This is a genomic window from Exiguobacterium sp. H66, from assembly GCF_018618705.1.
In the GTDB taxonomy this organism is placed as follows: Bacteria; Bacillota; Bacilli; order Exiguobacteriales; family Exiguobacteriaceae; genus Exiguobacterium_A; species Exiguobacterium_A oxidotolerans.
This window is the reverse complement of the sequence record NZ_JACSMQ010000006.1, coordinates 204,018-223,707: the sequence shown is the minus strand read 5'-3', so window position 1 is coordinate 223,707 and position 19,690 is coordinate 204,018. Positions and strand designations below refer to the sequence as shown.

General features: G+C 46.9%; 19 protein-coding genes. 8 read left to right on the top strand and 11 right to left on the bottom strand.

Annotation, left to right across the window (positions count from 1 at the left end):
• Positions 1-363: 363 nt before the first annotated feature.
• The gene (locus KNP88_RS11685; RefSeq protein WP_029332786.1) at positions 364-1,233 is read right to left on the bottom strand and encodes a nucleotidyltransferase-like protein; all 870 of its coding nucleotides are present in this window, start codon (positions 1,231-1,233) and stop codon (positions 364-366) included.
• A 117-nt stretch (positions 1,234-1,350) separates the two neighbouring features.
• Between KNP88_RS11685 and KNP88_RS11680 the strand changes: the two genes are divergently transcribed.
• The gene (locus KNP88_RS11680; RefSeq protein ID WP_029332785.1) at positions 1,351-1,713 is read left to right on the top strand and encodes a DUF2614 family zinc ribbon-containing protein; all 363 of its coding nucleotides are present in this window, start codon (positions 1,351-1,353) and stop codon (positions 1,711-1,713) included.
• A gap of 13 nt (positions 1,714-1,726) precedes the next feature.
• Here the strand turns inward: KNP88_RS11680 and perR are convergent, their stop codons facing one another.
• The gene (perR, locus tag KNP88_RS11675) at positions 1,727-2,149 is read right to left on the bottom strand and encodes a peroxide-responsive transcriptional repressor PerR (RefSeq protein WP_369834779.1); all 423 of its coding nucleotides are present in this window, start codon (positions 2,147-2,149) and stop codon (positions 1,727-1,729) included.
• A gap of 176 nt (positions 2,150-2,325) precedes the next feature.
• On the opposite strand from perR, the gene KNP88_RS11670 reads away from it, so the two are divergent.
• Positions 2,326-3,624, top strand: coding sequence for a glutamate-1-semialdehyde 2,1-aminomutase (locus KNP88_RS11670; protein WP_214893855.1), 1,299 nt, complete (start codon positions 2,326-2,328; stop codon positions 3,622-3,624).
• A 55-nt stretch (positions 3,625-3,679) separates the two neighbouring features.
• Here the strand turns inward: KNP88_RS11670 and KNP88_RS11665 are convergent, their stop codons facing one another.
• The 4 genes from KNP88_RS11665 to mutY form a co-directional block, all read right to left on the bottom strand.
• Positions 3,680-5,470, bottom strand: a complete 1,791-nt coding sequence (locus KNP88_RS11665; protein ID WP_159173885.1) for an ABC transporter ATP-binding protein — start codon at positions 5,468-5,470, stop codon at positions 3,680-3,682.
• A 43-nt stretch (positions 5,471-5,513) separates the two neighbouring features.
• Complete coding sequence (gene ntdP / locus KNP88_RS11660) at positions 5,514-6,056, bottom strand: nucleoside tri-diphosphate phosphatase (RefSeq protein ID WP_029332781.1); 543 nt, start codon at positions 6,054-6,056, stop codon at positions 5,514-5,516.
• 120 nt (positions 6,057-6,176) lie between these two features.
• The gene (locus tag KNP88_RS11655; protein ID WP_214893853.1) at positions 6,177-6,599 is read right to left on the bottom strand and encodes a hypothetical protein; all 423 of its coding nucleotides are present in this window, start codon (positions 6,597-6,599) and stop codon (positions 6,177-6,179) included.
• Positions 6,596-7,615, bottom strand: a complete 1,020-nt coding sequence (gene mutY / locus KNP88_RS11650) for an A/G-specific adenine glycosylase (RefSeq protein WP_214893851.1) — start codon at positions 7,613-7,615, stop codon at positions 6,596-6,598. The genes KNP88_RS11655 and mutY overlap by 4 nt, the downstream gene beginning before the upstream one ends.
• A 111-nt stretch (positions 7,616-7,726) precedes the next feature.
• On the opposite strand from mutY, the gene KNP88_RS11645 reads away from it, so the two are divergent.
• Positions 7,727-8,710 (top strand): metal-dependent hydrolase, encoded by a 984-nt coding sequence (locus KNP88_RS11645; RefSeq protein WP_214893849.1) that lies wholly within the window; start codon positions 7,727-7,729, stop codon positions 8,708-8,710.
• Between the two features lie 57 nt (positions 8,711-8,767).
• On the opposite strand, the gene KNP88_RS11640 is transcribed toward KNP88_RS11645, so the two are convergent.
• The 5 genes from KNP88_RS11640 to KNP88_RS11620 form a co-directional block, all read right to left on the bottom strand.
• Positions 8,768-9,043: a YfhJ family protein gene (locus KNP88_RS11640; RefSeq protein ID WP_051667383.1), complete on the bottom strand. Its 276-nt coding sequence runs from the start codon at positions 9,041-9,043 to the stop codon at positions 8,768-8,770.
• The gene (locus KNP88_RS11635) at positions 9,043-9,360 is read right to left on the bottom strand and encodes a DUF1811 family protein (protein ID WP_214845903.1); all 318 of its coding nucleotides are present in this window, start codon (positions 9,358-9,360) and stop codon (positions 9,043-9,045) included. Before KNP88_RS11635 ends, KNP88_RS11640 begins: the two co-directional genes overlap by 1 nt.
• 59 nt (positions 9,361-9,419) lie before the next feature.
• Positions 9,420-11,489 (bottom strand): ABC transporter ATP-binding protein, encoded by a 2,070-nt coding sequence (locus KNP88_RS11630; RefSeq protein WP_483297879.1) that lies wholly within the window; start codon positions 11,487-11,489, stop codon positions 9,420-9,422.
• A gap of 8 nt (positions 11,490-11,497) precedes the next feature.
• A complete protein-coding gene (locus KNP88_RS11625) occupies positions 11,498-13,225 on the bottom strand; it encodes an ABC transporter ATP-binding protein (RefSeq protein ID WP_353048790.1) in 1,728 nt (575 codons plus the stop codon).
• A gap of 378 nt (positions 13,226-13,603) precedes the next feature.
• Positions 13,604-14,425 (bottom strand): RecX family transcriptional regulator, encoded by an 822-nt coding sequence (locus tag KNP88_RS11620; protein WP_214845902.1) that lies wholly within the window; start codon positions 14,423-14,425, stop codon positions 13,604-13,606.
• A gap of 113 nt (positions 14,426-14,538) precedes the next feature.
• On the opposite strand from KNP88_RS11620, the gene KNP88_RS11615 reads away from it, so the two are divergent.
• The 5 genes from KNP88_RS11615 (at position 14,539) to KNP88_RS11595 (ending at position 19,636) form a co-directional block, all read left to right on the top strand.
• The gene (locus KNP88_RS11615) at positions 14,539-15,447 is read left to right on the top strand and encodes a TIGR01777 family oxidoreductase (protein WP_214845901.1); all 909 of its coding nucleotides are present in this window, start codon (positions 14,539-14,541) and stop codon (positions 15,445-15,447) included.
• A 19-nt stretch (positions 15,448-15,466) separates the two neighbouring features.
• Positions 15,467-16,609, top strand: coding sequence for an amidohydrolase (locus KNP88_RS11610; protein ID WP_088836424.1), 1,143 nt, complete (start codon positions 15,467-15,469; stop codon positions 16,607-16,609).
• A 260-nt stretch (positions 16,610-16,869) separates the two neighbouring features.
• Entirely contained in the window at positions 16,870-17,427 is a 558-nt protein-coding gene (locus tag KNP88_RS11605; RefSeq protein WP_029332770.1) for a GNAT family N-acetyltransferase, read from the top strand.
• A 134-nt stretch (positions 17,428-17,561) separates the two neighbouring features.
• Complete coding sequence (locus tag KNP88_RS11600) at positions 17,562-18,245, top strand: response regulator transcription factor (RefSeq protein WP_029332769.1); 684 nt, start codon at positions 17,562-17,564, stop codon at positions 18,243-18,245.
• A complete protein-coding gene (locus tag KNP88_RS11595; protein ID WP_088836423.1) occupies positions 18,242-19,636 on the top strand; it encodes a sensor histidine kinase in 1,395 nt (464 codons plus the stop codon). Before KNP88_RS11600 ends, KNP88_RS11595 begins: the two co-directional genes overlap by 4 nt.
• The last annotated feature ends 54 nt before the right edge of the window (positions 19,637-19,690 follow it).

Below are 19,690 nucleotides of genomic sequence, written 5' to 3'. Positions count from 1 at the left end.
CAAACTCTCCATAAAGTGTTTGACTTGCTCGTTTTTGTGACTAAAAGTCACGTTGACGAAGCTTGCGCTTCATTCATTGTTTGTATCCGAAGATACGTTTTTTGCCTCATCGTTCAGTTTTCAAAGTTCGTCGTGTCGTGTTAGCGACTTTAATAAGATATCATGGAATAACTTAACCGTCAATCCTTTTTCTTATTTTTTTAATTTGTTTTCGTCGTTCAGAGCGTGTCGCCCTGTCGACATGTATTAATATACTATCTCAAAATAGTAACGTCAACAGATTTTAATAAAAAACTTTTAATTATTTTTTTCTTCTATATATAGTATTTTCGATTCGCGATAAAAAACATATGAACCAATCGTTTAAACGACTGGTTCATATGTTACGAGTTCCACGCCCGTACCTTTTGTTTGACGATAAGAGATGCGAATTAACCCTTTACGCATAAAGAAATCGACTAAACTACCTAAATCAACCTTCAGTTCCTGCAATCGTTCATTTTCCATTAGTTCATACATCGTCCACGGGATTGTTCTTTCACGCATCACTTCAAACAAATACTTTCCACCGGATAATACTTTCGATTGAAGTAGATGTTCCAGACCAATCAAAGCTAAATGGATTCGCAATTCAAGTGTTTCTTCACTTAATAGTAATTGCTGGTATAACTTGTACACTTCCGGATCATCCATGCGAGCTTGTTCCCAGACGACAATTTCAGGATGTGCTCCTTTTTCAAGAACAGAAAGCCGTGCTAAATGATGTAAAGCATGATGCACGTGCGTGTAAGCATCATAGTAGTTACCGCGACTAAAGAGATTACGCCCGTCTTGAAAACGACGTAGTAGTTTCGCAAAAGACAGTGACATTTGCAGGCAACGTTCTGCTTCCGGGAAGTTCAACAGCCTTTTTTTCATATCAGTTAAATAATCATTGCGTTCAAAAATAATTGTTCCTTCGGATATCCAATGGACAGCTCGCCGATTCGCGTTCAGTACAATCCATCGTGACAGTACATCTTCATGGACGACATGAAGTGACACCTTGAGTGTATCTAGGCGGTAGTGTTTGATTGTCCATTCAATAGAGGAGTCCCGCGTAACAACTAGTAACAGTATATCAAATTGGTCCGTCAATGAATCCTTCGGTTGCTGTTTTTCAACAGCAATGATCCCTTGCGTTTCTTGATAGGCAGCATATTCGGAATAAATTGTTCTTGTGACTTGTTCCATTCAATTCTCACCCTTCTTCACTCATACTCATCCGTTACCATTTTCGACAAAAATTCATTGTTTCCTTCTTCAGGACATAAGCTACAATATGCTAGACTGTCGTTAGGGGGAATTCAATTGAAAAAACAACGCAAGAATAAAATAAACCGCGCCCGTAACTTGGCGATGTTCCTCGTTTTTGGTGGAATGCTCGTTATGTATGGTGGTCTTCTATTAAAACAATTTGAAATCATCATGGTTATTTTAATGCTACTCGGTTTTGTCATGGTCTTAGCGAGTACTGCCTTATATTTCTTGATTGGTTTAACTTCAACGAAAGCAGCCGTTGTCACTTGTCCGAACTGTGGAAAAGAAACAAAAGTCCTCGGTCGCGTCGATTTATGTATGCATTGCGATGAGCCACTCACGATGGACCAAGAACTTGAAGGAAAAGAATTCGATGAAAAATACAATAAACACAATAAACGAGCTCCCCGTTAAAGGAAGCTCGTTTTTATTGTACGTTTGATTGGCATTCAGGACACGTCCCGTATACTTCGAGACGATGACGATCTACTTTAAATCCAGTCAAATGTGCAGCGACCGTCTCGACATCATCGAGAACCGGATAATTGAAGTCGACGATTTTACCGCACCCTTCACATATCATATGATAATGACGTGTCGTAACGAAATCGAATCGGCTCGAAGCGTCTCCATAGTTCATCTCTTCAACGATTCCTTTTTCACGGAAAACACGTAAATTATTATAAACTGTCGCCACACTCATATTTGGAAAACGATGTTCGAGCGCACGATAGATATCATCTGCCGTCGGATGCGTATGTCCTGTCGTCAAGTATTCCAAGATTGCGTGACGTTGTGGTGTCATGCGAACGCCCGAGTCCCGTAAAGATCGTACTGCGTCATCTAGCATTTCGTTAGCCACGTCCATCCCCTCATTTCTATCTTTCATTGATTATTAGATTGTAATCTTTATAATTAGTCTACCTACATTATTCCCGTCCGTCAACGGCTCTGCTTCTGATTTGACGTCCGTGATACAATCATATCGTGATATTTTTCACGAATCAACGATTGGAGGAATCATCCATGTCAACCCATTCTACACGCCCGACTTCTGAGGCGTTATACGACGTTGCACAAAAATGTATCGTCGGAGGTGTCAACAGTCCATCCCGCTCTTTTAAGGCCGTCGGAGGAGGCGCCCCCGTTTATATGGAACGTGGAGAAGGTGCTTACTTTTACGATGTCGATGGCAATCGTTATATCGATTACTTAGCCGCTTACGGTCCAATCATCACCGGGCACGGGCATCCACATATTACGGAAGCGATTACGCACGCGGCGCAAAATGGTCTCCTATATGGTACGCCTCACCGCCTAGAAATCGACTTCGCACATAAGCTTCAACAAGCGATTCCGTCTTTAGAAAAAGTTCGCTTTACGAATTCAGGAACCGAGGCGGTCATGACGACGATACGAGTCGCGCGTGCCTACACGGGTCGTGAACTCGTCGTGAAATTCAGCGGCTGTTACCACGGACATTCTGATTTAATGTTGATTGCAGCAGGAAGTGGTCCAGCAACACTCGGTTCACCGGACTCTGCCGGTGTAACGAAAGCAACAGCGAAAGAAGTCTTGACGACACCGTTCAACGATGTCGAAGCTTATCGTCAAATCATGGCTGAATGGGGCGATCAAGTTGCCTGTGTCCTCGTCGAACCGATCGTTGGGAACTTCGGGATTGTCGAACCGCATCCTGGATTCCTCGAAGCCATCAATGAGATTACTCATGAGCACGGCGCACTCGTCATCTACGATGAAGTCATCACGGCGTTCCGCTTCACATACGGCAGTGCTCAAGAACTATTGAATATCCGTCCTGATATGACGGCACTCGGCAAGATCATCGGTGGTGGTCTTCCGATCGGTGCATACGGCGGTCGTAAAGACATCATGGAACACGTTGCTCCGCTCGGTCCTGCTTATCAAGCTGGAACGATGGCTGGAAATCCGGCATCGATGGCAGCAGGGATTGCTTGCCTAGAGTTACTTGAACAGCCTGGTGTCTACGAAGAATTCGAACGTCTCGGCACGAAGCTCGAACAAGGGATTCTGGAGGCAGCAGACAAGCACGCTGTCACGATTACAATCAATCGTCTAAAAGGAGCTTTGACTGTCTACTTCACAGATGAGACCGTCACTGACTACCTCGGTGCAGAACGTGCAAATAGCGAGATGTTTGGTCATTTCTTCAAATTGATGCTCGAGCAAGGTATCAATCTTGCCCCTTCAAAATATGAAGCGTGGTTCTTGACGACAGCTCACACGGACGCAGACATCGATGAGACGATCGCTGCCGTCAATCGTGCGTTCGCACAATTGTAAGCTGTTCATTCTTTATATAAAAAGGCTATTCCGTTTTTTCGGAATAGCCTTTTTTTCATTCGACGAGCTCGAGGTTCTGAATCGCGTACAGTTCGAAATATGCGCCACGTTTGCGCATCAACTCTTCATGACGACCAAGTTCCGTGATTTGACCATTTTCAATCACGACAATCTTATCAGCATCCGTAATCGTCGACAGACGGTGGGCGACAGTGAACGTCGTCCGTCCTTTCGCGAGACGGGCAAGCGAATCTTGAATCATCGATTCACTTTCTAAATCTAGTGCACTCGTTGCTTCATCCAGAATGAGAATCGGTGGGTTCTTCAAGAAGACACGGGCAATTGCCAAGCGTTGCTTCTGTCCTCCTGATAACTTAACGCCTCGTTCTCCGACCGCCGTCTTGTACCCTTGCGGCAGCCGTTCAATGAACTCGTGTGCATTCGCCGCCTTCGCAGCAGCAATCACTTCCTCTTCCGTTGCTTCCGGATTTCCCATCTTGATGTTCATTTCGACCGATTCGCTAAAGAGAATCGATTCTTGCATGACCATCCCGATTTGGTCACGTAGACCGCGTAACTTCAAATCACGAATGTCAACACCGTCAAGCGTAATCCGTCCGGATGAGACATCGTAAAAACGAGGAATCAGACTGACGAGTGTCGATTTCCCTCCACCTGACATCCCGACGAAGGCGATTCGTTCCCCGGCCTGGACGTCGAGCGTCAACCGGTTGATCGCCAGTTCGCCATCTTCTTCATAAGAGAAGCTGATGTCTTCGAACTGGACGTTTCCTTTAACAGCGACCGGATCTTTCGCATGTGCTTTTTCCGTAATATCATACGGTTCGTCTAAAAATTCAAACATCCGGTCCATTGAAGCGATCGATTGTGTCAACGTCGTTGACGAGTTGACGAGTCGACCGAGTGGTGCATAGAGACGGTCGATGTAGCCGATGAAAGCAACCATCGTCCCGATTGTCACTTGTCCGTTCAAGACAAAAAAGGCAGCCGTACCAAAAATCAAAATCGGTGCAAAGTCGGTAATCGTCGAAACGACGACGTAGGTCCTTGCATTCCAGTTCGTCTGACGAAGTGCCGCTTTTAAGAAACCATCATTTTGACCTTTGAACGCTTTGTTTTCATGTGGTTCAAGGGCGAAACTGCGGATAACTGCCATTCCGTTGACCCGCTCCGTCAAATGTCCTTGGAGTTCCGCAAGTGCTGCTGAGCGATCGCGCGTCAAACTGCGGAGCCGTCCATAAAAGAACTTCACGGCAAAGGCATAAAACGGCAGTGGAATGATTGCGACGAGCGTCAGCTTCGGATTGATCGTCCACATGATGGCAATCGCAATAAAGATCGTAATCATATCGAGCCATAAGTTCATCAAACCCGTTACAACAAAATCTTTTGTTTGTTCGACATCGTTGATGATTCGGGAGATGACTTCCCCGGTTTTCGTATTTGAATAAAACCGAAGTGATAATTTCTGAACATGATCAAACAAATTATTCCGCACGTCGAACAAAATTTTCGACGCCGACCACTGTGCTAAATACTGACGGACGAATTCAAGTGGTGGTTTGACGACGAGGAAGACGAAGAAGCCCGCTCCAATCAAATACGCCAGTTCCTTACTCCGCTCTGCAAGCGGTACCGTATTATCGGTCAGGAGGTTATCGATGATGTACTTATACAGTAACGGTAATCCTAACGGAATCGAAAACTTGATGATCCCGACGAACACCGTCAAGAGGATTTGTTTTTTGTACGGCTTGACGAACTGCATGTAGCGACGAATCGAACCTGGCGCCTTATTTTTCTGTTGTTGAGTTTCCTTACCCATGATGATTCACTTCCTTCAATTAAAAAAAGACGATGGCGAACCATCATCTCCGATATCTTGTTTCATATTCACGATACCACGTTTCAACGAATGCCGGATTGAACGGACCTTTCCGACTTCGAATCCACTGGATTAAAATCTGGACGTTGTCCTTCAGGATACGATCAATCGCTTTCGGATAATTCATTTCCCGGCGATGTTTCTCGTACTCATCCTCATCCAAAATCATATACGACATGTCCGGATACACCTTAATGTCTAAATCATAATCAATGTACTTGACTGCTCGATCCTTTTCATCAAACGTCGAAGGTGACCCTAGGTTACAGTAATAGTAGATTCCATCCTCTCGAATCATACAGATTACGTTAAACCAGAGTTCTGTCGAAAAATAACAAATCGCGGGTTCGCGTGTCCGCCACTGACGACCATCCGATTCACTGACCATGATTCGATCATTGAACCCAATCAATTCTTCTTCCGTCGATTTAAGCACGAGCGTTTCTTCCCAAACTCTGTGTAAGCTGCCATTATGTTTGAAACTTTGAATCTCAATCTTGCTACCTTCTTTTGGGAATCGACTCATGTGCTACTCCTTTCTGAAGCTTTTTTATTCAATTTTTCTATACTCTCGTGCTTATTATACCCATTTTCAGAACACATGAAAAACGAAAGGGTACTTTTTCAGAAAAATGACTGTGATTTATTAACTAAAGTAGTCTAAAATCGCGCGTTTCCGTTGATTGAACATCGGTTTGAGAATCAGTAGATCGACAATCATTTTAGGAAAATAAGATTTATAGAGTAATTCATCAATCATGTAGACCCCGTCCGGACGCTGTTCGACACGGTGGAGATGACACCAAGTAGCGAACGGGAACGGGACCTTGACCCCTACATCAACGAAAGCATGTTGACCGACAATCGGAATCAGTGACTCCCACTCGACGAAAATGGGCGGAAGACCGACTTTAAGCTGAATCGTATTTCCGGCGATTGTCCGCGTATCACCACTCGTTTTCACTTTCGGGAAAACCGTCATTCCCGTTAATGCTTTCGCATCGCCTAAAAACGTCCAAGCCTGCTCTAACGTCGCTGTAACTTTCGTTTCCGTACGAAATGTATTCATGTAGTCTCCTCCTTTAATAGACGATCGATTTTCATTTGTGCGACTGATATCGGCCGCTTGACGTACGTTGCTTCATCCATCAGTACCGTTCCTTCAGGTTGCGTCGCGACACGGTAAATACTGACTTCCCAAATCCGGTGTGAAAAGATATGTTTAATCTTTCCGATATACGTTCCTGGTACGGTTTCCGTCGATTCGACTAACGGATATTGCCACATACCCCCGAGCAGTCCCGTATCCGGTCGCTGTTCGATTGCAACTTTTCCTGCTTCTTCGTAGACGAGAGCGTCGTATTGAATCGTCTGCGTTTTTCCTTTTTTCGTTTTGACCGGTAACTCACCTTGGGCATTTCGCTCGTACGCAAAACAGACGTCATTGACGGGACATAACCCACACATCGGAGACTTCGGTGTACAGACGATTGCCCCGAGCTCCATCAATCCTTGGTTGAAGCTCGACGGATCAAGCGGATCAATCAGTTCATGGACCGCTGCCTCGAACAGTTTCCGTGTTTTCGGTGCGGCGATGTCTTCATAAATCCCAAGCACCCGCGATAAGACGCGCATGACATTTCCATCGACTGCCGGTTCCGCCTGACCGTAAGCAATTGACAGGACTGCTCCCGTCGTATACGGTCCGACACCACGTAAGCTTTCAAAAATTTCTTTTTCGTCAGGAACAATTCCACCATATTTTTCAACAACTTCTTGAACGGCGATTTGAAGATTCTTAACACGGGAATAGTATCCTAAGCCTTCCCAGTATTTTAAGACTTCGCTTTGCTCTGCCGCCGCTAAATCGTGCGGCGTCGGAAAACGGTCCGTGAAGCGATTATAATAAGGGATGACGGTATCGACACGCGTCTGTTGTAACATGATTTCACTAATCCAGATGTGGTAAGGATTTTTAGTTTCTCGCCATGGTAACTGGCGTTGTTCACGTAAAAACCATGCGACCAATTCGGTTGTGAACGTTCGTTTGTTAAAGTTTATGAAATATTCTTGAACGGGGATCAAATGTCTACCTCTTTTCTACAAAAATACGTTATAGTGAATGAAAATTACCCGGAACGCTTACACTTGTTTGTTTATCCGTACCATTACTACTTTTAGAGGAGCGAATTCGCATTGGATACTGGTACACATATCGGAATGGGACTTTGTCTCGCCGCCATCGCAACACTTGAACCGGATGTCGCAGCAAGCGCAACACTCTTTGCTGCCGTCACGACCACTGCCTTAGTCGGATCGCACGCCCCCGACTTTGACACGGTTTTTAAATTTAAAGGGAACGGTGCTTACTTGACGCAACACCGTGGAAAATCCCATGGATTGATTGCCCTATTCGCTTGGCCGTTACTCTTATCAATCGTCATCGGCACCTTATTCGGCGTACCACCTACTTCATTATGGCTGATGGCGCAGATCGCTGTCGCCCTTCATGTCTTCGTCGATCTGTTTAACGCCTATGGCACACAAGCTCTGCACCCCTTCAAACAGACCTGGATTGGTTGGGGTGTCATCAATACGTTCGATCCGTATTTATTCACGATGTATTACGGCGCTTTCGGAATCTGGGTCCTGACACGCGCGACCATCGTCATTTTCCCGATTTTAATCGTCATCGTCGCGATTTATTACGCCGTACAGTTTAAACTCCGAAATGATGCCCTGGCGACGGCAGCCCGTTACTATGGCGGGGCCCACAAGTTATTCATCTCGCCCGGAATGAAGTGGGACGAGTGGCACGTCGCAGCACGACTGCGCGACGACTATTCCGTCGTCAAAATCAACTCTGGTGTCGTCGTCGAATGCGGAAACTTCCGCATCAAAGAGGAACCGCATGGGGATTCACTCTATGAAGTCGTCAAACAAAATGAGGACTTGAAAGCTTTCCTCGCCTTCTCAAAAATCCACACGTATACGGTATCCCGAAAAGACGGCATCGTCGAATATCGTTTCACGAACTTACGGTATTTCACAAAAGATGTCTACCCATTCGTTGCCGTCGTCCGAATCGACGAGGCGTCCCAACAAATCGTCAGTTCCTATACGGGTTGGGTCTTTAGCGAACGGACACTGCAAAAGAAACTGATTATCCCTGCTTTATAAACAAAGACTCCGTGTCCGTGGTCAACCGACCAAGACAGGGAGTCTTTTTCTGTTCATTTACTGGACGTCGCGTCCGAGCATCAAGTGCTTAAACTTTTCATTCGATGTATTGAAGCGGTGCAACATCGCGCCATGTTGTTTGATTTGTTGCTCGACGAACCGAACGGCGACAGCCTCACCTTGATATTTTTCGCCTGCCCGGGCAAGCGTCGCCTCAAAATCTTCCCAAAGGACTTCGACCCATGTCAATGCCTCGATTGGCGTTAATACCGGATTGACGGCTTGTAATTCTCCTGCTAGTTGCTCTAGTGCCGCTGTGCGGTTTTCTTCCATCATATACCCTCCTCAGAATGAATCAGCGCAAGAGGAATCGCGACTTCGTTGACGGTTCCTTCAAAATGCCCCCAACCCATGACGCCGTTGACGAAATGTAATTCGAATGCCGCCTCTTCCCCTTCGACTTGGTAAAGTTGTCCGGTTTCGAACTGACTTGCATCGACGAGATAACTTTGTGCCATCGCGATTTTCCGAATGACGACTTCGACTTCACTCATGTTCCCATGCTGCTCCGCTTTTCTTTTTTGCTCGTTTAGTTTCGTGACGAGCATTTCTAATTCGTATTTCGATAATTGACTCATCCGTGTTTCCATCAAAAAACTCCCCCTCTTCGTCATTAGTATATACGAAAAGGAGGAGTCATATCATGGTGTTAGCTCGATTTCAGCTCAAGATTCCGTTTGCTTTGAAGGGCGTACATCTTCGCGTAAATCCCTTTTTCCGACAAGAGCACGTCATGTGTACCACGCTCCATGATTTGACCGTGATCGAGGACGATGATTTCATCGGCATCTTTAATCGTCGACAACCGGTGCGCGATGATGAAGGTCGTCCGTCCTTTCGTCAACGTCAGCAAGGCTTCTTGAATCATCGCTTCCGTCTCGGAATCGACACTTGCCGTCGCTTCGTCAAGAACGAGAATCGCGGGATCAAAGGCAAGCGCACGGGCAAAACTGATTAATTGCCGTTCCCCCGCAGACAAGGTCGCACCTTTTTCGATGACCGGTTCGTCTAAGCCATGCGGAAGTCGATCGATGAAGCGGTCTGCTCCGACGGCAACGATTGCCTGGCGGACACGCTCTTCCGAAATCGATGGATTATCCAGTGTAATGTTCGAACGAATCGTTCCTGTAAACAAGAACGGATCTTGTAAGACGATTCCCATGTGGTCACGGACCGCTTGTTTCGGTAACGTCGTAACATCTTGTCCGTCAATCAGGAGATGACCGGACGAAGGATCATAAAAACGCATCAACAGGTTCATGATTGAGCTTTTCCCACTCCCCGTATGCCCGACGAGGGCGATGGTCGCACCAGGACGTGCCTCAATCTCGATTTGACGTAAAACCGGATACCCCTCTTCATAGCTGAATCCGACGTCTTTAAACTCGACGCGCCCTGCGAAACGGGGAATCCGACCTTGTTCGACCGGTTCACCTTTTTCGTCGAGCAACTGGAACATCCGGTCGGCCGAGACGAGTGCTTGTTGGAGCGGTGACAGTTGATTCATGATTTGTGTGACCGGTTCGAACAGACGTGACACGTAATCAATGTAGGCATAGAGAATTCCGAGTGATAAAAATGTCCCGTTCGTTAAACTTTGACCGGCAACGACCCAAATCAATAAGGCGAGCGTCAAGTTTTTTAAGAAATACGATAAGTTGTGTGACATCAATGCATCGAGCCGCAACAGTTTCGCACGGGTCTGATAGTTCTCTTCATTTTTCTGTTCGAATTCAGCGAGCACTTCTGCTTCACGGGCGTACGACTGAATGATTGGCATCGTCTGGATGTTTTCATTCAATTGTCCGTTCATATCCGCGACGAGCGCCCGGACTTTAAAGTTGTTTTCCGTCGCAAACTTTTGGAACAGTTGAATCCAAAAATAGACGATCGGGATGATGGCTAAGGAAACGAGACCCAGCCGGACATCCAGGAAGAACATCGCGACGAGAATCCCTGCCATCGTGATGATGCCCGAGAACACACGCGCCAGGACACCGAGGTAGAGATCCCGGATCGTCTCCGTATCGTTCGTGACACGACTGACGATTTTACCAATCGGTGTCTGATCGAAGTAACGGACCGGCAAGCGTTGCAGATGTGAAAAGACATCAAGCCGCATCCGTTTAACGATTTTATGCGCTGAGCGTTGCAATAAGATTTGTTGGACCCAGTTCAGGCCCGCTGCGATCAACAGCAAAATGATATAAAAGAGCGATAACCAACCAATCGCCTTTAAGTCCGAGGCATAAAAATCATAGACTTGTCCTTGCGTGAGCTTTTCGACACCAGCGTACCGAAACGTTTCCTCTCCTCGCGTGACAGTTAACGTGTCCCCCGCGACTTGACGTTCGCCCCCACTGACGACTTGTTCCGGAACGAAATAATACCCCGCCTTCGACTGGACGATCGAGATCGGACCGATGACCGCCGACTCCGGAACGTCTTGCGACTTCGCAAAACGTCGTCCGTCATAACCGACCGTCCCGCCCGATTCGACTTCCACCCAATCTTTTTCAATTGCGACGATGTGTTCGTCGATGATGATTTTTGCGATATACGGTCCTGTCAGTTCGGCTCCGACCGCTAAAACGAGCAGGAAAAGCCCGAGAAAAATCGCGCGTTTCTCATGCATCGCATAGCGGACGAGTGAACGAATCGTCGTTTTCCGTCTGACGGGATCGAGTAAATAATTTTCTTGTTCAGTCAATTTCAGCACCTCCTGCCTTACGTTTCTTCACTTTGTCGTTCGAATTGTTCTGCATACCAGCCACGTCGTTCCATCAGCTGTTCATGCGTCCCCCGCTCACTGATCACGCCGTCTTGTAAGACGAGAATTTCATCCGCATGCGCGACGGCAGACAACCGGTGCGCAACAATCAATGTCGTTGACTGATGACGGTTCGTCCGGATCGCGTCGATGATTTGTGATTCCGTTTTCGCATCGACGGCTGACAACGAGTCGTCGAGCAGCAGCAACTCCGGCTTCTTCAACATCGCCCGGGCAATCGACAAGCGTTGTTTCTGTCCACCGGAAAGCGTGACTCCCCGTTCTCCGACCATCGTTTGTAACCCTTGGTCAAGCGTCTCGATATCCGTCGTAAAGGCCGCTAAACGAATCGCTTCTTGCAATTCAGCTTCCGTCGCCTCACCCGCCCCGAACAAAATGTTATCGCGGACAGATTTTGAGAAGAGTAAATGCTCTTGCGAGACATAGCCCGTCCACCCGCGAACGGTCTCCAGTGCGACATCTTCATAGGGTGTTCCATTTACTTTCAACATGTCCCGTCCAATCGGATACTCCCGTAAAAATTGGCGTAAGAGCGTTGTTTTCCCAGATCCAGTCGGACCGACGATTCCAATCGTCTGTCCGTGTTTGATCGTCAAATCAATCCCGTGTAACGACGGATGATTCGTCTCTGGATACGTGAACGTCAAGTTAGTCAGAGCAATCATTTCCGGTCGCACAACTTCGACTTTCGGTGTCGATGTAATCAGCGGCTTGACACGCATCGTCGCTTCTAAGCGATCGAGACTCGCCGTCCCGCGCTGGATGACGTTGATGAGCTCACCGAATGCGTACATCGGCCAAATCAACATCCCGAGGTAAATATTGAAAGCGACGAGCTGCCCGAGCGTAATATCGTTCGTAAAGACAAGGTACGTCCCGAACGACAGACCAATTAAATAGCTGACGCCGACCAATAACTTGATGATCGGTTCGAATAAGACATCGATTTTTGCGACATGCATGTTTTTTTCGAAGACATCCGTCGTCGTGTCATCGAATTTTTTGACATCAATCTCTTCTTGGACGAACGAGCGGATGACACGAAGTCCGGAAATCGATTCGACGACCTGGTCATTCATCGTTCCAAACGCATCTTGGGCGACGATGAAGCGGCCGTGAATTTGACTTCCGAGCTTGTTCATCGCATACGCGAGGAGCGGCATCGGAAGGAGTGCTGCGAGCGTCAGTTTCCAATCAATCGCGATCCCCATCACGACGAGCGTAATCGCTGTCATATTCAACGAATCGACAAGCGTCAACACACCGAATCCGGCTGTTCGTTCGACCGCTTTTAAGTCATTCGTCGCGAGCGCCATCAAATCTCCTGTTCGGTTCTTTTGATAAAATGTCGGCGTCAATTTTAATAAATGTGTAAAGAATCGGCTTCGTAATGTCCGTTCGAGTAAAAATGCCGTCCCGAACAATTTCGCGAGCCATAGATACGTCAAAATAAACGAAGCGATCGAAATTACGAGCAGTCCGACGACATATTGAATCAGTGTCGTCCGGTCCATCGACCCGGACCGTAACCCGTCAATCACTTTTCCAATCAGCCACGGTGGCGTTAAATCAATAAAACCCGTGATAATCAAAAGTACGACGGCAACCAGATAAGATGTTTTGTGTTCTTTTAGAAACCAACTGAGTTGGCGAAATAATCGCACGATGGTTCCCCCCCTTTGTGTCATGTTATAGTGTTCCTGTTTTTTCCGAACGCACAAAAAAGGCATACTGATTTCCGGAAGCAGTCCGAGAATCAATATGCCTTGAAAAGACGATATGAATCAAAAATATGGTCTGCGCGCTCGGGGAACGGATTCCCTGTCAATCGCACACTAAAATGAGTGTTTATACGAGTTCGAGAGTCTCCGCCATATTCAACTGTCCAATAGTAGATGCGATAACAAGTTGCTTTTTCATGTGACGGTTCCTCCTTTTCTTAATCTGAGCGTAGAATAGCACAATTGTCGGACAATTGTCAATTTTCCATCTTGCTATTTAGGAGAACGAGTTTTCAATTTTTTCAAAAGGAGAGACGCTTGTCAGATTCCTTCTTCCTCTTCTTGCTTGACCTGTTCGATGACTGTTGCCACGATTGCATATGGGAACCCTTTTCGAACGAGAGCTTGCTTCGTTTTTTGTTCACGGGCGAAGGGCTCCAGTTTATGATATTTCGGATAATATTTACGCGCTTGATAGAGCGCCGCCTCTTCTTCCGCGTCGACTTCGACTTCCTCGAAGACGATCTGAAACCCTTGTTGCGTCACTTCTGACGAAAAACCACGTTGCATCAGAGTTTGTTGCAGTTTCTGTTTCAATTCCCGGACCGAACGCCGCGCTAATTCCTTTTGTTTTTGGCGCAAGAACTTGACGACCTTCTCAAGCTCTTCTTCTTCCGTAAACTGTCGTAACGCTTCATCGATAAACTCTTTTTTTACCTTCAATGCTGCTAAATCACGCCGGATCCGTCCCGGACCTTGGGGAGTTGTCGCTTTTTTCGTCGCCGTATAGGCAAGGGCAAACTGCTGGTCATCGATATACTTTTGTTCCGTCAGGCGCTGAATCGCATGTTTGATTGCGTGTTCCGGCGTTTCCTTTTCGATCAAATGCGTTTCGACTTCGCTCGTCGCCCGCATCCGGTAAGACAAATGGTTCAACGACAACCGGTAAGCTTTTTGTTCTTCTTCCGCCGTCAACACTTCCTTGACGAAGTCGTCATCGATTTCCTTATCACGCTCAAGGTTATATTTAATTAAGATGTCAACATCGACGGCAAACGCATACTCTTCTTTTCCGTCCCGTTCGATATAGATATTAAACCGTTCATTATTTTTCTTTTGGGTTGAAATCCGTTTAATCTTCAAGGGGGTATCCTCCTATATGAAACTGAATACTTAACGATAACATGCTTCCTCATGTTTGAGTGAAACTGACAAACGGGAACATATGTACAAGATTGTTGAAAGGGATGATACAGATGAAGATTGCGATTACAGGTGGGACAGGAATGATTGGGCAGGCGCTCTCGAAACGATTGATTGCGGAGGGGCATCATGTCTATATTTTGACCCGGTCCGTACAAGACAACACAGAACACACTACTTACGTTGAGTGGTTGACGTCGTCCGCCGCTCCAGAACAGCAACTTGAAGGTATCGATGCCTTTATCCACCTGGCTGGCGCTTCCATCAATGATGGTCGCTGGACGGAAGAACGGAAACAAACGATTCTGCAAAGCCGGATCGATTCGACGAAAGAGTTAGTCCGCATCAATCAGGCATTAACAACGAAACCGGCTGTCGTCCTCTCCGCTTCCGCTGTCGGCATCTATGGACAGGACCGGCACCAGACATTCACGGAGGAACAGCCACTCCCGCCGACAAGTGACTTCCTCAGTCAAGTCTGCGTCAAGTGGGAAGCGTTAGCCCAACCAATCGCTGACCTCGGGATTCGGCTCGTCCATCCGCGGATCGGTGTCGTCCTTAGTAAAGAAGGCGGAGCCTATCCATTGATGCGCCTTCCCTACAAGCTTTTCGGCGGCGGGACGATGGGCGACGGAAAGCAATGGGTCTCTTGGGTTCATATCGACGACCTCGTCGAATTATTCATCTTTGCCCTTAAAACAAATCAACTCACTGGTCCGCTTAACATTACGGCACCGCATCCGGAAACGATGCGTCAATTCGGAAAAACAATCGGAAAAACGTTACATCGCCCCCACTGGTTACCGGCTCCGCGCTTTGCTCTCGAACTCGCACTCGGTGAAAAAAGCGTCATCGTCCTCGAAGGAGCACGCGTCATTCCGAAAAAAGCACTCGAAAATGGGTTCAAGTTTCGGTATGCTGAATTAAAGGATGCACTAAGCAACTTAGAGCAGACAAACTAATACAGGGGCTGACGAAACGTTGAACGTATTAATACGCAATGCACATATTTTCCCGATCACAGCAGATAGTTTTTATGGTGATATTCGCATCAAGGATGGCAAAATCCACGAAATCCACGAGTTACTTGACGTTCAAGACAACGAACGTGTCATCGAAGCCGAAGGACGCTTTTTATTGCCAGGCTTCATCGACGCCCATACCCATCTCGGGCTTTATGACGAAGGAACGGGAACCGTCGGAAATGACGCCAACGAAACGATTTTCGCAATGACACCGCACCTGCGTGCGATTGACGGCGTCTATCCGCTAGATGAAGGATTCAAAGAAGCGATAGAACATGGTGTCACGACCGTCCAAGTCATGCCGGGTAGCATGAACATCATCGGTGGTGTAACGAGTGTCATCAAAACGCACGGACGCTTTATCGACGATATGATTTTACGGAAATATGCCGGTCTGAAGATTGCGCTTGGTGAAAACCCGAAACGTGTCCACAGTGCCGGACGTGCAGGAGAATTGACGCGGATGGGCATCATGGGCATGCTCCGTGAAGCGTTCCTCGAAGTGAAGATGCAACGGACGGCAGATACGTTCGCTCACCGAATGATTGAACGCGTCCTGAATAAAGAGATGCCACTTCGCGTCCATGCACACCGGGCGGATGATATCCTGTCTGCCATCCGCTTCGCTGAAGAATTTAATCTCGATGTCCGGATCGAACACTGCACGGAAGGTCATCTCGTCGCAAAAGAATTACAACAATTGCCGATTGAACACGTCACCGTCGGACCGACCTTCACCCGCAAATCAAAAATCGAGCTTAAAAATAAGACATGGGAGACGTATCGCGTTCTCCACGAACATGGTCTCGAAGTCTCGATCACGACCGATCATCCGTACACGCCTGTTCAGTACTTGAACTTGTGCGCAGGACTCGCCGCTCGTGAAGGCTTACCCGTCGACATTGCCCTCCGCGCCATCACGATCAATCCAGCTCGTTCGCTTGGCGTATCGGATCATGTCGGATCGATTGAAGTCGGAAAAGATGCTGACTTAGTGTTATGGAGCCATTTCCCACTTGATTATTTAGCAAAACCGCTCATGACGATGATTGACGGAAACGTCATTTTTGAACACACGCATTTAACCTCGATGTCTTAAAAAATCAGCCTTTGATTTTAACGCTAAAACGTTGAAAATCAAAGGCTTTTTTCTTTGTGAAAAACAGTCATTTTCATTTGCAAAATTTGTCTTGTTTTTGTATGTTTTTTCACAAAAATTATTTACTTGCATTTTTAAAAAAAGAAGGTAATATTATCTTATCCGACAACTGAAGAAGGCATACCATGCGCGGTTCAAACGAGTCAGACAGGTAGCTTTCGACAATCATTCTAGCGGTCTTAAGAAGGAGGAATGGAAGTATGCTCAAGCAACGGGAGCTGAGCGACTGCGCTGATTTGTTCGAACTGATGCAGCATCAAGACGTATATCCGTACGTCCGCCAAAAAACACGGTACTTTGATGAATTTCTGTTTACTACAAAGCAGGCAATCGAAGAGGAAGAACGTGGTGAACTTGTCTCACGTACAATCCTGGATGAATTCGATCAACCAATCGGTACAATCAGTTTACTCGATATCGAAGGACATTATGGTTTTCTCGGTACATGGTTAGGTAAACCGTATCATGGAAAAGGCTATAACAACCTTGCAAAAGAAGCATTCTTTTCCGAGCTGTTTTTCGAACTCGGTTTCGAGAGTGTCTTTATGAAGATACGCCAGACGAATATCCGTTCACAAAAAGCAGCTGAAAAATTGCCTTATGCCTTTTGTGCGGATGAACTCCGTCCAACGTTACTCGAACAATTGAATACAGGCGAGACCCAGTTCACGCTGTATGAAGTATCAAAGTCGAGTTTCCACATGTATATTCATGGTCGTGAGCTCGAAACGGTCTACGAACAACAACTCGAAGCATGAGTGGCATCGCCCACTCGTGCTTTTTTTGTCGTACTTTTGATGCGGCGTGAAACGCTCAAATGGTATGATTAAAAAAAACTCACCGGTCAACTGGGTTCAAATCCCGTTTCCCGGATGAATGAGGAGCGATTTGAATGGCAGAACAGTTTAAAATACTCGTCGTCGATGATGAAGCACAGATGCGCGATTTACTCGTATCAAACCTTGAAAAAGAAGCTTACGTCACGACAACTGCGACGAATGGACAAGAAGCAATCGATAAAATTCAACAGGATACCTTCCATCTCATTTTACTTGATGTGATGATGCCTGAAATGGATGGACTGACGGCATGCATGCGGATTCGCGAATTTTCAAATGTCCCGATCATCATGTTGACGGCACGTTCGGACGAACTCGACCGGATTCATGGTTTAAAAATCGGTGCCGATGACTACATCACGAAACCTTTTAGTCCACGGGAACTCCTTGCGCGAATCGAAGCGACGCTCCGCCGGTCGCACCGTTTCGCTGTCGATCAATCGGCGTCGTTATCGATCGGCAAACTCGAACTCGATACAGAAAGCCGAAGCGTCCACGTCAGCGGTAAACCAGTCAGCCTGACACGAAAAGAATTCGACTTGTTGCACTTGTTCGTCCAACATAACGACAAAGTTTTTTCTCGCGAACAACTGCTCGACCAGATTTGGGGAGCCGATTATATCGGAAACTTACGGACGGTCGATACGCATATCAAAACACTTCGCCTGAAACTCGGAGAAGCTGGGGGCGCCATTCAAACGGTCTGGGGCATCGGCTATAAATTCGAGGAAGTATGATTAAACGCTACACGATCCGAAAGCGGATTTGGATCACAATTTGGTTCACGAGCGTCTTTTCGGCGATTCTCTTCCTGTTACTCACGTTTTATCTGTACGACCGGTTTTATCTCCAGACACAAGAAGACATCTTGCTGAACCGCGGTGAAAAATTGATTAACATCTATGAATCGGAAGGCCTGTCCGGTGCTTTTTATGACGGAATGACCTATACGAACGAGCTGACGGAATCAAAAGTCTTTTTCATCGATTTCTTACAAAAGAATCCGGGCGGACTGCGTTTCCTGACGAACGAAGATATCGAACAGCTCCGAAACGGCCAAACGGTCGTCTCGAGCCGGACCCATCCGATTGAAGGCACTGATATTTTGATGACGGGATTTCCGATCATCGAAAACAACCGGTTAGTCGGGACGTTGATCCTCTACCTTGAACTGGGACAGATCAGTGAACCGTTCCGCCCTCTGCGGCTGATGATTTTCTTCATGATCGGCTTAATCGTCCTCAACCTCGTCATCTTCGGTCGACAAATCATCGATACGATCATTCGTCCATTGATTGACATGAAACGGGCCTCGACGGTCTATGCCCAAGGTGATTTTGATTACCGGATTCCGATTCAATCGGATGATGAAATCGGGGAGCTTGCCGAAACATTGAACAAAATGGCAGAATCACTTGGCGAAGTCGACGAACAGCGAAAAGAGTTCCTCGCGAATGTCAGCCACGAACTCCGGACACCCTTGTCCTATATCCGTGGTTATACGGAAATGATGCAAGATGAACATTTAGACACGAAGACACGCGATCAGTATTACCAAATCATCGAACGGGAGACGGAACGTCTGCAGCGTCTCGTCAACGATTTACTCGACCTCGCGCAACTTGAACGGGACTCGTATCCGATGACGAAACAACCGCTCGTTTTCAGCCAGGTCCTCGAAGATGTCGTCTACCGGATGGCACCGATCGCGCAAGCAAAAGGCATTCAACTCGTGACAGACTTTGATCCGAGTCAAATCGTCCTCGGTGACAATGACCGGTTGGAACAAGTCATCGGAAACCTGATTGACAATGCCCTTCGGTACACACCGTCTGACCGTTCGATTTACTTGACGACGAAAACGGATGGCAATTTGACCATCTGTACGATCCGTGATGAAGGAGAAGGAATTCCCCCTGAACATTTAGAGCGTTTGACGAAACGTTTTTATCGTGTCGACAAATCGCGGACACGTAAAGATGGCGGGACCGGTCTTGGCCTCGCGATCACGAAGCACATCATCGATCGCCACGATGGAACGCTTGCCTTTACGTCATCAATCGGACAAGGAACGACCGTCACGATAACGCTTCCCCTCTTACCGGATGAAGACGATGGATTTGCATAACAAAAAAAGTCATCCGTTTTCACGATTGTTTTTCAGAAGTGTTTGCTTAAAAGG